Source organism: Psychromicrobium silvestre, assembly GCF_013408295.1.
In the GTDB taxonomy this organism is placed as follows: Bacteria; Actinomycetota; Actinomycetes; order Actinomycetales; family Micrococcaceae; genus Renibacterium; species Renibacterium silvestre.
In genome coordinates, this window is the sequence record NZ_JACBYQ010000001.1 from 958875 (window position 1) to 972797 (window position 13923).

11 protein-coding genes and 1 tRNA gene are annotated in these 13923 nt (G+C 57.6%); 8 read left to right on the plus strand and 4 right to left on the minus strand.

What is annotated here, in order from left to right; genetic code table 11:
• Positions 1-25: 25 nt before the first annotated feature.
• Positions 26-1777 (minus strand): sigma-70 family RNA polymerase sigma factor, encoded by a 1752-nt coding sequence (locus tag FHU41_RS04525; RefSeq protein ID WP_179388412.1) that lies wholly within the window; start codon positions 1775-1777, stop codon positions 26-28.
• A 113-nt stretch (positions 1778-1890) separates the two neighbouring features.
• Between FHU41_RS04525 and FHU41_RS04530 the strand changes: the two genes are divergently transcribed.
• The 5 genes from FHU41_RS04530 to wecB all read left to right on the plus strand — a co-directional run bounded on the left by FHU41_RS04530 (position 1891) and on the right by wecB (position 7385).
• Positions 1891-2637 carry a hypothetical protein gene (locus tag FHU41_RS04530; RefSeq protein WP_179388413.1) on the plus strand — a complete coding sequence of 249 codons (747 nt, stop codon included), beginning with the start codon at positions 1891-1893 and terminating at the stop codon, positions 2635-2637.
• Positions 2638-2817: 180 nt separating this feature from the next.
• Positions 2818-4044, plus strand: coding sequence for a hypothetical protein (locus FHU41_RS04535; protein ID WP_179388414.1), 1227 nt, complete (start codon positions 2818-2820; stop codon positions 4042-4044).
• Positions 4045-4316: 272 nt separating this feature from the next.
• Complete coding sequence (gene xrtS, locus FHU41_RS04540; RefSeq protein ID WP_179388415.1) at positions 4317-4889, plus strand: exosortase S; 573 nt, start codon at positions 4317-4319, stop codon at positions 4887-4889.
• Complete coding sequence (locus FHU41_RS04545) at positions 4886-6232, plus strand: XrtP-associated glycosyltransferase (protein ID WP_179388416.1); 1347 nt, start codon at positions 4886-4888, stop codon at positions 6230-6232. The genes xrtS and FHU41_RS04545 overlap by 4 nt, the downstream gene beginning before the upstream one ends.
• Before the next feature lie 25 nt (positions 6233-6257).
• The gene (wecB, locus tag FHU41_RS04550; protein ID WP_179388417.1) at positions 6258-7385 is read left to right on the plus strand and encodes a non-hydrolyzing UDP-N-acetylglucosamine 2-epimerase; all 1128 of its coding nucleotides are present in this window, start codon (positions 6258-6260) and stop codon (positions 7383-7385) included.
• A 211-nt stretch (positions 7386-7596) separates the two neighbouring features.
• On the opposite strand, the gene FHU41_RS04555 is transcribed toward wecB, so the two are convergent.
• Positions 7597-8919: a DUF4434 domain-containing protein gene (locus tag FHU41_RS04555; protein WP_179388418.1), complete on the minus strand. Its 1323-nt coding sequence runs from the start codon at positions 8917-8919 to the stop codon at positions 7597-7599.
• A 209-nt stretch (positions 8920-9128) separates the two neighbouring features.
• On the opposite strand from FHU41_RS04555, the gene FHU41_RS04560 reads away from it, so the two are divergent.
• Positions 9129-9761, plus strand: a complete 633-nt coding sequence (locus tag FHU41_RS04560) for a TetR/AcrR family transcriptional regulator (protein ID WP_179388419.1) — start codon at positions 9129-9131, stop codon at positions 9759-9761.
• Positions 9762-9779: 18 nt separating this feature from the next.
• Here FHU41_RS04560 and FHU41_RS04565 read toward each other — a convergent pair whose 3' ends face one another.
• Together FHU41_RS04565 and FHU41_RS04570 are read right to left on the minus strand one after the other, a co-directional pair.
• Complete coding sequence (locus FHU41_RS04565) at positions 9780-11948, minus strand: 3-hydroxyacyl-CoA dehydrogenase NAD-binding domain-containing protein (protein ID WP_179388420.1); 2169 nt, start codon at positions 11946-11948, stop codon at positions 9780-9782.
• A gap of 23 nt (positions 11949-11971) precedes the next feature.
• On the minus strand, positions 11972-13183 hold the full coding sequence (locus FHU41_RS04570; protein WP_179388421.1) for an acetyl-CoA C-acetyltransferase: 1212 nt from the start codon (positions 13181-13183) through the stop codon (positions 11972-11974).
• Positions 13184-13328: 145 nt separating this feature from the next.
• On the opposite strand from FHU41_RS04570, the gene bcp reads away from it, so the two are divergent.
• Together bcp and FHU41_RS04580 are read left to right on the plus strand one after the other, a co-directional pair.
• Complete coding sequence (bcp, locus tag FHU41_RS04575) at positions 13329-13802, plus strand: thioredoxin-dependent thiol peroxidase (protein WP_179388422.1); 474 nt, start codon at positions 13329-13331, stop codon at positions 13800-13802.
• 31 nt (positions 13803-13833) lie between these two features.
• Positions 13834-13915 (plus strand) — tRNA-Leu (locus FHU41_RS04580).
• Positions 13916-13923 lie beyond the last annotated feature (8 nt).

Consider the following 13923-nt stretch of genomic DNA (forward strand, 5'->3'; position numbering starts at 1 on the left):
TCAAATTGCTATCAAGACCTCAAGCTCAGATCGCCAAGCTCGAGGTGGAGGGGGCGATTCCGGTACCACTAACGGTTACCTCGACGGTGGATGTGGCTCCGGTCGAGAGAATGCTGATGGTCTGGGTGAGAATCATCGGGGTACTAACCACACCAGAGATCTTGCAGGTATAAGTTTGGTCATCACTACCCCGGTCACAGCCCCAGCCCAAAGGATTCAGTGGTTGGATCGGCACAAAAGAGGCTGCTGAGTCTAGTTTGAACACCACCGTGAGATCGGTTGCGGTAGTCCCCACCGGTGGGGTGAGCGTCGTGGTGATCTGATGGAAAGCACCAAGCAGCGCTAAAGAACTCGTCTGCACCGTCATCGCTTGTAACACCGGAGTGGTTGGTGTTGATGGTTCGGTGGGTGTGGTCGGGTCCGGGGTACTGATGATCGGATCAGGGGTACTGACAGTCGGATCCGTTGGGGTTGCCGGTTCGGCGACCGGAGCCACCGTGGGCTGCTGAGCCGTAGCTACCGGCTTACTCACTACTTGCGGGGCCGGAGAACTTAGCACCGGACTACTCGCCTGACCAGTTGTCAACGGCGCAATATTCACCGGCGTGGTAGCCAATGAGCTTTGTTGCTGCGGGCTCACCAGGGACTGCGGCAGGCTGAACTCAGAAGTGGTCGGCCCCGCGACCAGCTGGGCTGGTTTCGTTGCCTCCGGCTTGCTTTTCGCGGAAGATTTCGACGACGGTGCTGCCGCAGGCTGTCGGCCTATCGCAACGGCTGCAGGCGAGGATCCCTGCTGATTTCCCTCCACGGAGGGAGCCACCGGCAGACTGCTGGACATCAGGATCACCGAAGCCGCGGCCGCCACTGCGGCGACACCGGCTGCGCTCCCCAGACCAACTCCGACTCCGGTGGATCGCAGGATGCTCTGCAACCCCCTGGCTCGGGGCAGCGGAAGGTTTCCTACCGGAGGAAGGTTGAGATAGGCCAGATAGCTGATTCCCGCGATCGCTGGCACAATCGCGGCACGGAAGGCAGGGTTGGTGTCTTTGAGGGTGAGAAGTAGTTGTGTGCACCGGGCGCAATCAGTCAGGTGATCTTCGACGCCGGAACGTGAGGATTTCGACAAAGTGCCACTGACATACTTCGCGAGTTGGCGGATGTACCCACGGCATTCGCGGCCCTGATCTGGGCTCAGGTGTTGCTGAAGGTAATTGGTCCGCAAGCCAACTCGAGCGCGCATCACCAATGCAGAGACGGAGTTTGCCGAGATACCCATCCGCTCGGCCACAGTTTGGGTTTTTTCCTGCTCAACATCGAGATACCACAGCACGCTCTGCCAGCGTTCCGGCAGATCGGAGAAAGCTCGCACCATCGCGGTGGATTCGAATTCTTCGATGATCCGGTCTGGTTCCATTAGCGGTCGATCCAAAATCAGATCGTCGGCAGAAGGCCTAGTCTTCACGGCCGATCTATTCCGGGCGTAAGCGGTACGGCGTACAGCCGTGAGCAGGTAACCTCGGAAGAAGTTGTCCGGCCCCTCACCCGCTCTAAGCTTTGCCAGCAAGTAGGAAAAAGCTTCGGAAACTATGTCCTCCGCGTCACTGGCGTTGTCCGCGTTCTCCCTGGCCACCGCATGCGCCACTGCTTTATGACGCAGATAGAGCTCTTCGAAGGCAATTGTATTCCCGCCCCGGACGCGGGCGATGAGCTGACCGTCACTCTCTGACCCTTGTGAGGCGGAGTCGGTCGCTAAAACTCGGATCGCATTGTGTTGCACATAGCTTAAGTAGAAGTTTTCTCGTTTTGATGACGCGAAAAATGAAATTTTATGCTCATTGTCACATTTTGAGATGTCGCGTCACTAAATGCCCGTTCCGACTACTACCAAGTATGAGATTTCCCCGCCTATTCGACTTACCCCGCAAAGACAGCACACAGGCCCTGATCAAGCGATGGGAGACGCTCTCAGCTGCCCAGTGCTGGCGGACTGAGGGCGATTGGCGGACCCCGGAGCTCGAAATCGCTGCCGAATCGATGGCGGACGAAGGTCAGCTGTCTGTGGAACTCGCCCGCAAAATTGGCAATAGCCGAGGATTTAGCGGAGTGAGTATTGCCGAGTCGATTGCTGACTTCCGCCTGCTCTATCAGGCTGCCGAACAGGATGTTGACCTGGATTGCCTCCAAGGATTCGTGGAGGGTTGGGTCGTTGGCTGGGAGCCAGGCCCCGCAATATCGTGCACGGAACCAGGCACAGGCCTTTCCACCTCCGCGCATTTCCACCGTGTGCTGACCGATTCAATGGCGGTCCGGAACACGGCTCAGCACTGGGCACTTGGGGCGTTAAAATTTACTCAGCTACCGCCCGCCTCGGGACTCGATTCTTGGTTCTTCGAGGCAAAGCTCGGTGAACTAGCTGCTCAGACACTCAGGGATTCAGGGGCAACCGTGAGCTACAGCCAAGGAACCATTCTGGTTCTGCTGGAACGCAGCACCACCAACTTCAGTTCTCTATTGCACCTACAGGAGTCCTTGCTGAGGAGCTTCGGGGAAGAACTCGGCGCAACCCAATTGGAATACGAGAGCCTGCCGAAGAACATCTCCGAGGCAAGAGATCTACTCGAAGGTTTCATTCGGTGAAAGTGAGAGTCTCGGTGTCGAAGGCCAATCTTTCAGACCTGTGAGCTAAGTCACAAGCGATTTTGCGTCACTATATCCCATTTCCATCTACACCATAGTGGTCCGGCCATCAGGTCGGATGGATTACGGCAACGGGCCTCGTTCACAAGACGGAACCGTTGCTTCCATGAAGGAGTAGATATGGATATACAACCTCCCTCGTCTTCGCGTTCGCGCAGACGGCTCAGGGGCGGCCTAAAGGCCGGAGCCGTTGTGGCCCTTGCCGCCGGAATGGTGGCTTCGGGTGCTTCTTTGGCCTCAGCGGCCACCACGATCTCCCATGGTGATGCCAACCTGATCTCCGGATCGGTACTCGGCACCACGATTGGATCTATTGGTGCTGTTGATGCAACTAATAGCGGCCAAGCACCGCTGGTTACCTCGGGCGCCGAAGGTGGCGTCACGATTCCGGGACCAATCGGTCAGATCCTGACGCTTCAGGGCTTTGGACGCTACGCTGATGCCAGTGTTGATGGCTCTTCGGACGCATATGCTGGCGGCGTAACCGCCTCCGGCGCTCCGGGATCCTCGGCGGCACAGTTCAACATCAAGCCGAGCACTGTTGGCTTGCCGGATGTGTTCACGGTTCAGTTCAATGTGGGTCAGTTCTCTTCCGAGGCGCATTTGGCCGCTGATGGGACTCCCACCAGTTCGTCCACCGTGTCCGACATCAACGCCGTAATCGGCGGCACCGCGGTGGATGCCCTCCGCGCGCCGCTGACTCTGCTGCAGACTGCCTACAACACTTTGGGTGCATTGGTTCCTGGCCTGACTCCGTTCACCAGCCCGGTGGGCCCGAACGGTATCACCATCGGTCAGGATCAGTTCCTGAATGCAATGGGAGTTCCCAGCTGGGAGCAGGTGCCGCCAAACACCGATTTGGTCAAGCTGCTGCCGCAGTTGATGGCCGATAAGGTGAACTCCGGTATCGCGACCATGCTGGCACCGGCAATTGCTGCGGTCAATGCACTGCCCTTCCCGCTGAATGTTGCGGCAAAGGCAGCGCTGGCTACTCTGCAGGCGGCTGCTAAAACGGTTACCGATCTGGCTGCGACTTCTTTCAGCAGCGTCGCCTCGGTTATCGGGTCCTTCGTACTGAAGCCGTCTGCTACCAACAGCAACGGTTCCTACACGCAGTCAGCCATCAAGGCTAGCCTGTTCCCCGGTCTTTCCGGTGGCGCAATGGCTATCTCGCTGGCCAATGCAACGGTGGGACCGAACACTGTGGTGCCGACGCCTTCCGGTCCGATGATCTCCCCGACGGTGCTCGGCATTGGCGGAGCGAGCTTGATCGCTCTGTTCGGTATGCTGCTGATCGTCCGGCGTCGCCAGAGTGCGGTAGCCGTTTCAGCAACGGACGTGCGCTGATGTACGGCGGTACTCCTGGAGGCGGAAGCGGCCCCCTTATTGGAGCTGTTGCCGGAGGCGGCGTGCTAGCTTCCACCGGTTTCAGTGGTGGGGTCCTGCTAGTAGTGGCGGTCGTTCTGATCGCTAGTGGTCTGTTGCTTCTGCGCGGACGTCGACTACGCACCTCAAACCAGGCGGACTAAACCGCCGACTCATAGTGTGGGAGGGGCGCCTTGGGGGGCTCCTCCCACACCTTGGACCGAGCGCTGTACCGCGCTCAAGAAGAAATAAGAATGGAAAAAATCACTGTGACGGCTCAACGCAAACACCGCGACAATCTCCCGACCGGGTCGGTATTCGGCTATCTGCCGAGGGTTGTTCTCGCTGCCATGCTTGCCTCAGCAGCCGTGTTGGCGCTGATTTTCAGCGAGGTAGTAAGAGGTTGGGAGGCCACAATCTCGGCCTTCGCCATCTCTTGGGTGGTGCCTGGACAAGCACTGTCCCTCGGCCAGGTCGCTTACTTCGGCTTAGGAACAGCGAATCCACGAGGTATCGATATCACCGAGCTGTGTTCTGCGGTCATCATCATTTCACCGCTGCTTTTGCTGGCCGCGCTACTTCTACTAATGAGGCGCTTCAAGATTGGCACCGTCTTTAAGGCACTGGCGGCTGGTTTCCTCATCATCGTTCTTGCTAATGTGATTCGTATCGTGATGATTGCCTTTGGCTGGGACCACTTCGGCATGGCGGGCTTCGATGCAGCCCACCAGGGTTACGGAAGCGCCTTTGCGCTGCTGGCCTTCGCTGCGGGCATGATCGTCTTCATCCGACTCTCCTTCGGCCGGAAACACAAGTCCCAGCAATGAACATTATCCAGGCAGTTGCAGTCTTCCTGCTGATCGGCTTTCTCACTTACATCACCTCCATCGTGGTCCCCTATTTCCGGCGGAAGCCAAATCCTCCCGGAAACTCCGAAGACTTCGAATGGCATTTTATGGTCCCTTGCCGGGATGAGGAAGCTGTCATTGGCAACACCATTGAGCGGCTTACTGGCACTTTCCCCGGCACCCATATCTGGGTGATTGATGATGACAGTGAGGATGCCACCTCAAGCATCGTGCAAAGTTACGCCCAAAAGGACCGTTTTGTGCATCTCGTTCAACGTCGTCGACCAGAAGCCAGGACCGGCAAGGGTGACGCGCTGAACACTGCTTACCATCAGATGCTTAGCTCGCTAGAGGAGGGCGTCAATCCGGAAAAACTGATCGTTTGCGTCGTCGACGCAGACGGTGAGCTTGCGGCCAATGCACTCGAGCAGGCGGCAGGCCCGGATGTCTTTGCCAATCCAAAGGTCGGCGCTGCACAGACCTCGGTCTGGATGAAGAATCGTGACGATCCCGCTCCCCTGGGTCCTGGTAAACCAATTCGTAATTTCTTCGGCCGGGCCCTGCTCCGGATGCAGGACATCGAATTCCGCACCGTGATTGTGGCCATGCAGAGTCTTCGGGAGAAAACCGCCTCGGTTGGCCTAGGCGGCAATGGGCAATTCACCCGGCTCTCCGTGCTACAAAAAATCGCGGACGAAGCCGGAGAACCGTGGCATGGTGCTCTCCTGGAGGACTACGAACTCGGTGTCCACGTGTTGTTGGCCGGCTATGAGAATCGCCATATAGTAGAGTCCTACGTAGCCCAGGAAGCGCTTAGCAGCGGGCGACGGTTGGTAACTCAGCGAACCCGCTGGGCTCAGGGCAATATCCAGTGCATTAAATATCTGCCGGAAATCATCAAATCTAGGCACTTCTCTAATGCGTCAGTGGTCGAGTCAACCTACTACTTGATACTTCCCTATCTGCAGCTCCTAGGCATCCTCACTTGGGGTGGCATGGCCATCTTCTTCCTGATCAGCGCTCTCTCCGGTCAGCCCGTTTTTGGTGGCTTGGAGAACATCGGCTGGGTGCTCCTCATGACTTTGCTTTTCGGAATCATGCCGTTTGCCATGTGGGGTCCTATCTATAAGATCAAATGCGAGCCGACGGCTAGCTGGTGGCGAACTATCGGCTGGAGTATCGGCATGTGGCTGTACGTGTATTACACCTACATCTGCCTGGTCCGTGCCGCATTCCGGGTTGCTACCGGACGAAATGGCTGGCTCAAGACCAAACGCAACGCAGAACAACACCTTGGCGGCCCAGTCGCCAAGGACACCTGATCAATTCGGCTTTAAGAAAGACACCATGAAGAAAATAGCCGTTATCTACGGTACTCGTCCGGAAGCCATCAAAATGGCTCCTCTGGTCAAGGCGTTACAAGCCGATCCTCGCTTCGAGGTGTACATCATCCTTACCGGGCAGCATCGTGAGATGCTCGACCAGGTCAATTCGCTTTTCGGCATCGTTGCAGATACAGATCTAGACATCAGCGAGCCCGGTCAGACCTTGACCTCAATCACCACCAAGGTGTTGGAGGGCTTGTCCAAACTGCTCGCCGAGGTGAAGCCCGACGGCGTAATTGTCCAAGGCGATACCACCTCGGCTTTCGCGGGTGCCCTGGCTGCTTTCTATCAGCAGATCCCGGTTTTCCATCTGGAGGCTGGACTACGTAGCGGCAACATCTACAATCCCTTCCCCGAAGAAGCGAACCGGAAGCTCATCGGTCAGATTGCGGCTCTACACTTCGCCCCTACCGAGGCGAATAAGACCGCCCTGCTCCGCGATGGAGTGGCTGAGAAGAACATTGCGGTGACGGGCAATACGGTCATTGATGCGCTCTTATATACCGCGAATCTTCCCGGCGACTTCGATGATCCACAGCTGCTTGAGGCAAGCCGCGACAGCGCTCGGCAGATCATTCTGGTGACCACTCACCGTAGGGAAAACTGGGGTGAGCCTCTGGCTAACATTGCCGCCGCCGTCGCACGGATCTCGGCTGACTTCCCGGAAGCCGGGATTGTCTTGCCAATGCATAAGAACCCTGCTGTCCGGACTATCTTGCATGAACATCTGGATGGCTTGGACAATGTACATTTGATTGAGCCTTTGGACTACGCGCAATTTGCCAAGCTGCTGGGCCGTGCCCATTTGGTACTTACCGATTCTGGTGGTGTCCAGGAGGAAGCTCCTTCACTTGGCAAGCCCGTGCTGGTACTGCGGGAAACCACTGAACGTGGTGAGGGAGTCGAGGCAGGCAACGTCAAGCTGATCGGTACCGATACCGAACGGATCGTGGCCGAGACCACTCGATTGATGCGTCATCCAGAGGACTACGCGGCAATGACTGAAGCCTCAAATCCTTATGGCGACGGAACGGCCTCGGCACAGTGTCTCGAGGCGCTCTGGGATCATTTCAATTCCTCCCAGGCCTAAGAAAAATCAAAGAATCCACTAGCGATTCCCCTAAACCGGCGAGCTAACAGCTCGCCCGCCGCAGCAACTCGTTCCCTGCAAGATATGCTGCGGCGCCCCTCCTGTTCTGCCTAGCTCTGCCGCCGTGCGGGACAGGAGGGAGGCCGGTGGGATGCAACCCCAACCGCATCCCACCGGCCATCTACAATAGCAAGTATCAACTAGACTTGTACTAACTCAGAGAAACCAAGGGTGATACATCGCCCGCCGCGTCAACCGCCTGAATGACGTAGCTCTCCCCCGGCGTTACCGCTATGCTCACTCCCGAGGCGTCCCATCCTGCGGTGGCAACCCTGATATTGCTCGACAGGGCATAGACGGCATAAGAGACCACCTGATAACGCCCTGGCTCCGGAGCATTCCAGCGAAGATCCAGGACTGTTCCATTTCGACTGACCGAGATCATGGTTGGTGGGTTCACCTGTGCACTAGGAATCAGACCGCTGTCCAGATAGTCCCGGTACGCCTGTAAGTACCAGTTGTAACCAATGCTCCAAGGACTCCATCTGGAAGCGAAGCTATAGCTGGTGAATCCACTGACGAAGGGCGCCGCCGCCTGGATCGCCGTGAGCATATATCGGACAGTGGCCGTCGAGTAATCATGCTGAAAAAGTTCTATATTCGCCCAGCTGACGGCACCGTTTCCAGCCTCAGCAACACCCTGAGAAACGGACTGAACCCACTGAGAGATCACTTCGGTCCGGCTTTCCTCGTCCTGCTGAGACCCAGGTTTTAGATAAGCATCAACCTGCAATGCCACCACCGAGATACTTGTATCGCGTAACGCTATCCGCCAGAAATCTCGATAATCTGTGCTGTTCTCCAGTTCTCGCAGGTAGTACGGGGAAATCATCACCGGTTTACGGACCGCTCGGCCGTCCTTGCTGACCTTTCCCAGGGCAGAACTGAGTTGCCGAAAGAACGTGTGCATCAGCTGCGGTCGATTCACCGTGCCAACGATCGCATCGTAGTTATTGTTTTCGTAGGGCTCGTACCAGCCGGAGATGGTTCCCTGATAGCTTCCGCCGTACTTGTTCCAGATATCCTGGGCCACTTTCCCAAATAATGTTGCCTGCGCGGAGAGCCAAGAGGCATCAAGCTGCCCCGTACTAAACCAGGTGGGACTATCGGCCTGAAGCCCAATCCAAACCGTCATATTGGCCCGCTTGGCGGCTGCAAGCATGGCTCCCAGCACATCTACCTGGCGTCCGTTAGCGATGCTCTGGGTGTAGCCCTTCAGGCTAGTTGGGTAGTAGGAGATCTTGCTATTGTCATTGATCGAGAAGGTCAGACTCATCGAATCCATGCCTGCCTCGAGCATGGAATGCGTTTCCTGGTCCCAGCGGACGGCGTCCCAGGAAACCACCGTTTGCGGCTCGATAAAACTCGATCCCAGGCGCGGCGGATTCTCCCCAGTTGCAGCTTGCGCCTTGGGCGAAACTAAAAGAGCCATCGCCATCAGCACAGCCGCTCCGCACACTAGAAGCGCCCGCACCCTCTAAATTTAACCCCGTCCGAGTCAATGCTCAAGACTTACCAAAGCGCTAGAAAAGGTGTATGTGCGCGATCAGCATGACGTCCGACTTATCGCTCCAGAGCCATCCCTCCGGTAACTTTGCCGTGCGACACTACTAAAGTTCGGGATCCTGAAATCAAATTAAAAACGATAATAGCCGGAGGCAAAGCCCTCGATATAGTCTGAAGATGATGAGCGGAGCTACCAGCAACGAACAAGCCTTAGAGAACCCCTCTAAATCGGCGCGCACCCGCGAGCGCATCCTTGACGCCGCCGCTCAAGTACTCAGCCAAAAAGGGTATGCCGGAATGCGCTTGGCCGATGTGGCTCGGGTAGCCGAGGTCCAAGCACCCGCCATCTATTACTACTTCCAGTCCCGCGATGAGCTAGTTGAAGAAGTCATGTGGGCCGGCGCTCACCGGGTAAGAACCCATGTGGAGCAGGTACTCGACGAATTGCCGCAAGAAACCAGCCCGCTACAGAAAATCCTGCACGCGGTGGAAGCCCATTTGCGTTACGAACTGAATATCTCGGACTACGCCACCGCTTCTATCCGCAATACCGGTCAGCTCCCCGAGCATCTGAGGGTACGACCGGCGGCTGAGGAGGCTACCTACAGCAGAACCTGGCGCACCTTGCTCGGCGAAGCACAGGAAGCCGGAGAGCTCAGGAAAGATCTCGACATCAATGTCACCAGACTCCTCATTCTCGGCTCAATGAACTGGGCAGCCGAGTGGTGGAATCCCCGCACCCGAACCTTGGAGGATCTGGTGAAGGCCACCCAAGATCTGGTTCGTTATGGCATGGGTAGCCAACTGTAGGACCTGTCACCAGGGCGCTCAGTACCTCTTTCCGGATCGGGCCAATTCCCGTAATGACGCTGGCGGCTCGAACTGCGGACCGTAGCTGAGCGCAAGCTCCTCGGCCCGGGCAACGAAGCCGGAGGGGCCGCCGTCGTACTGATTGATATATTGCAGCACCCCACCGGTCCAGGCGGGGAAGCCAATGCCATAGATCGACCCAATATTGGCATCGGGAACCGAGCTGAGAACGCCATCATCCAGGCAACGGACGGTATCGATCGCCTCGGCGAAGAGCATTCTTTCTTGCAGGTCTATGAGCGGTAATTCGCGACTACCCGAGGCGAAGGCGGTGCGCAGCCCAGGCCAAATACCCGTTCTTTTTCCGTCTTGGTCGTAGTTGTAGAAGCCGCCTCCCGTAGAGCGACCCTTACGTCCCAGCTCATCGACCATCCGGTCCAGAACTGCCTCGCTGGGATGTGCCAACCAGGTTTTTCCTTCGGCTTCCTCGGCAGCCTTCGCCTCCAGCCTGATCTTCTGACTCAGGGTCAGGGTGAGTTCATCGAGCAGTTGCAGCGGCCCGGCTGGGTAGCCTGCCTGCAGGGCGGCTTGCTCTACCGCAATCGGTTCGACTCCCTCTCCCACGGCAGCCACCGCCTCTGCAATGAACTTGCCAATCACCCTGGAGGTGAAGAAGCCCCTCGCATCGTTGACCACGATGGGGGTCTTACGGATCTGCAATACGTAATCAAAAGCCTTGGCCAGCACCTCATCCGAGGTGTTCTTGCCGCGAACCAGTTCCACCAGTTGCATCTTGTCCACTGGGGAGAAGAAATGGATACCCACCAGGTCCCGGGGCTTGGACACTCCCTCGGAAAGCAAGGTGATTGGCAGGGTGGAGGTATTGGAGCCCAGCACGGCATCCTGATTCACCATGCCTTCGATGTCCCGGAGGGCCTTCTGTTTTACCTCGGCGTTTTCGAAGACCGCCTCGATCACCAGGTCAACACCCGCAAAGTCCGCCGGATCGGCACTGGGTAGAATCCTGCCGAGCAGAGCCTCGGACTTCTCCGATGTGGTTCTGCCTCGCTCCAAAGCCCTCTTCTCTAAGCCAACTGAGTAGGCTTTGCCTCGTTCGGCGGCCTCCAGTGAAACGTCTCTGAGTACGACGTCGATCCCGGCTTTAGCGGAAACATAGGCGATAGCTGCCCCCATCATCCCGGCTCCGATGACCCCCACCTTGCTGGCTTTCCAGGCTGGAATCCCTGCGGGTCGGCTACCGCCGGAGTTAATCTGCTGGAGATCGAAGAAGAAAGCGTTGATCATGTTCTTCGCCACCTGGCCAATGGTCAGGCTGATCATGTATCGGGTCTCCACCTGAGAGGCGGTGTCGAAATCGACCATGGCACCTTCCACTGCAGCAGCGAGCGCCGCCCTCGGGGCCGGCATTGGGGCTCCCTTAATCTGTTTGCGCAGATTCGCGGGCAGGGCTGGCAGGATCGCGGCAAGGGCAGGACTACTGGGAGCGCCACCGGGAATCCGGAACCCCTTGACGTCCCAGGGCTTGGTTGCTTCCGGATGAGCCATAATCCAAGCCTTGGCTCGCGGGGCGAGTTCTTCGACCACATCGACCACCTCGTCCACCAGTCCCACCTCAAGTGCGGCTCGCGGAGAGTATTTGGTGCCGGTCAGGATCACTTTGGTGAGCGCGTTCTGTAGGCCGAGCATGCGCACGGTCCGGATGATTCCGCCACCGCCGGGAAGCAGTCCCAGCGTGACTTCAGGCAGTCCGATCTGGCTACCCCGGACGTCCGCAGCGATCCGATGATGCGCCGTCAGCGCGACCTCCAGGCCGCCACCTAAGGCGGTGCCGTTGAGGGTGGCCACGATGGGGACACCGAGTTTTTCCATCCTCCGAAAGTGCCCCTTGACCTCGTTGGTCAGTTTGGTCTGCTGTTCTGCGGTTTCCGGTGACCCTTGGCTGAGCATCTTGAGGTCACCGCCAGCGAAAAAACTTTTCTTCGCGCTGGCGATGATGATCCCGCGGATCGAGTCGCGTTCCGCTTCTAGCCGTTCGACCGTGGTGGCCATTGAACTGATGTAGATATCGTTCATGGTGTTGACGCTCGCGTTCGGATCGTCAATCGTCAAGGTGACAACGCCGTCGTCGTCACTTGTCCAGTGGATGGCAGGAGCTTCTTGGGCCATGGTCTTCCTCTTGCTCTTCTCGATCAGATTCGTTCAATGATGGTGGCGATGCCCATCCCTGCGCCGATGCACAGGGTGACTAGCCCATATCGCTGCTGACGGCGTTCCAACTCGTCCAGTACGGTGCCCAGAATCATTGCCCCGGTAGCCCCGAGTGGGTGGCCCATGGCAATCGCACCGCCGTTGACATTGACCTTCTCTGCAGGAATATTGAGGTCCTTCATCCATTTGAGTACGACGGCGGCAAAGGCTTCGTTGAGCTCGAAAAGGTCGATATCATCCACGGTCAGGCCAGCCTTGGCCAATACCTTACGAGTGGCCGGGGTTGGGCCGGTCAGCATAATGGTCGGTTCGCTGCCGACCACCGCTGTGGCTACGATCCGGGCCCGTGGTTCCAGCCCTAGACCCTGGGCGATCTCTGCATTGCCAATCAGCGTCAGCGCGGCACCATCGACGATGCCGGAGGAATTCCCGCCGGTGTGTACGTGATTGATCCGCTCAACCGAGTAATAACGCTGCAGGGCGACGGCATCGAAGCCGCCCTGCTCCCCCATCACGGCAAAGGCTGCGTTCAGCTGGCCCAGGCTTTCCACACTGGATGTAGGACGGCGGTGCTCATCTTGATCTAGCAGCAGCACACCGTTGAGGTCCTTGACCGGCACTATCGACCGATCGAAATAACCCTGATTCCAGGCGTGTTCGGCTTTGTTTTGCGAAGCCACCGCGAAGGCATCGACATCCTCTCGGCTGAACCCCTCGATGGTGGCGATTAAATCTGCCCCAATGCCTTGGGGCACGAAATAGGTGTCGTAGGCGGTGGTGGGGTCCTGGGCGAAGGCACCGCCATCGGAGCCGATCGGCACCCGGGACATCGATTCCACTCCGCCGGCGACTATTAGCGAATCCCACCCCGCGCTCACCTTGGCTGCGGCAAGATTGATCGCCTCCAGCCCGGAAGCGCAGAACCTATTGATTTGTACCCCCGCCACGCTTTCGGGCAGTTTGGACACCAGGGCAGCCGCGCGCGCAATGTCTCCCCCTTGTTCGCCCACCGGCGAGACCACCCCGAGGACGACGTCGTCAATTCGCTCTAGGTCTAGGCTCGGGTTTCGGGGCTGCAGCTCATTTAGCAAACCAACCACAAGATCGATTGGCTTAGTGCCATGCAAGGCTCCGCCCTTATTCTTGCCCCGCGGAGTACGGAATGCGTCGAAGATGTATGCCTGATTGTCCATATCGGCCTTTCTTGATGCTGCGTCTGAGGCTCAGACTACGCCCGACGATCCTCGCCAAGTTCAGTCTATGGACTCTCAATATTTTTTACAATAGATTCAAAAACTCTTCACGGAGACTGTCGGCAGAGCAGGATATGCTCTTCATATGCCTGAAAATCGCCTTTCCGTCGGTGACCCCGCACCCGACTTCGCCTTATCCGACGCCCATGGCAAGATCGTCGCCCTGCATGATTTCCGCGGACGGAAGACGGTGGTGTATTTCTACCCGGCAGCCTCAACACCGGCCTGCGCCAAACAAGCTTGCGACTTCCAGGACAATCTCAACTCGCTGGCTTCCGCTGGCTACGCGGTGATCGGAATTTCGCCCGACCAGCCAAAAGCCCTCGCCAAGTTCGCTAGCGAGGAATCCTTGAACTTCCCTCTGCTCTCCGATCCTGAGCACTCGGTGGCCGAGGCTTACCTAGCCTGGGGCGAGAAGAAAAACTACGGGCGTACCTACCAGGGCTTGATCCGTTCGACCTTTGTAGTGGACGAAGAAGGCACCCTCAGCCTGGCTCAATATAACGTTCGAGCCACCGGACACGTCGCCAAACTTCGCAGAGACCTTAAGCTGGACTAAGATGGATACTCGGTTCATCTTTTGAGCCGATGCGCGAGTGGTGAAATTGGTATACACGCCAGATTTAGGTTCTGGTGTCTTCGGACGTGCGGGTTCAAGTCCCGCCTCGCGCACATCGACG

Excerpts from the sequence above, each read along its gene's own strand:
- FHU41_RS04570 (WP_179388421.1), bottom strand. The coding sequence starts at position 13,183 with ATGGACAATCAGGCATACATCTTCGACGCATTCCGTACTCCGCGGGGC.
- FHU41_RS04560 (WP_179388419.1), top strand. The coding sequence starts at position 9,129 with ATGATGAGCGGAGCTACCAGCAACGAACAAGCCTTAGAGAACCCCTCT.
- wecB (WP_179388417.1), top strand. The coding sequence starts at position 6,258 with ATGAAGAAAATAGCCGTTATCTACGGTACTCGTCCGGAAGCCATCAAA.
- bcp (WP_179388422.1), top strand. The coding sequence starts at position 13,329 with ATGCCTGAAAATCGCCTTTCCGTCGGTGACCCCGCACCCGACTTCGCC.
- FHU41_RS04565 (WP_179388420.1), bottom strand. The coding sequence starts at position 11,948 with ATGGCCCAAGAAGCTCCTGCCATCCACTGGACAAGTGACGACGACGGC.
- FHU41_RS04535 (WP_179388414.1), top strand. The coding sequence starts at position 2,818 with ATGGATATACAACCTCCCTCGTCTTCGCGTTCGCGCAGACGGCTCAGG.
- FHU41_RS04530 (WP_179388413.1), top strand. The coding sequence starts at position 1,891 with ATGAGATTTCCCCGCCTATTCGACTTACCCCGCAAAGACAGCACACAG.
- FHU41_RS04545 (WP_179388416.1), top strand. The coding sequence starts at position 4,886 with ATGAACATTATCCAGGCAGTTGCAGTCTTCCTGCTGATCGGCTTTCTC.
- xrtS (WP_179388415.1), top strand. The coding sequence starts at position 4,317 with ATGGAAAAAATCACTGTGACGGCTCAACGCAAACACCGCGACAATCTC.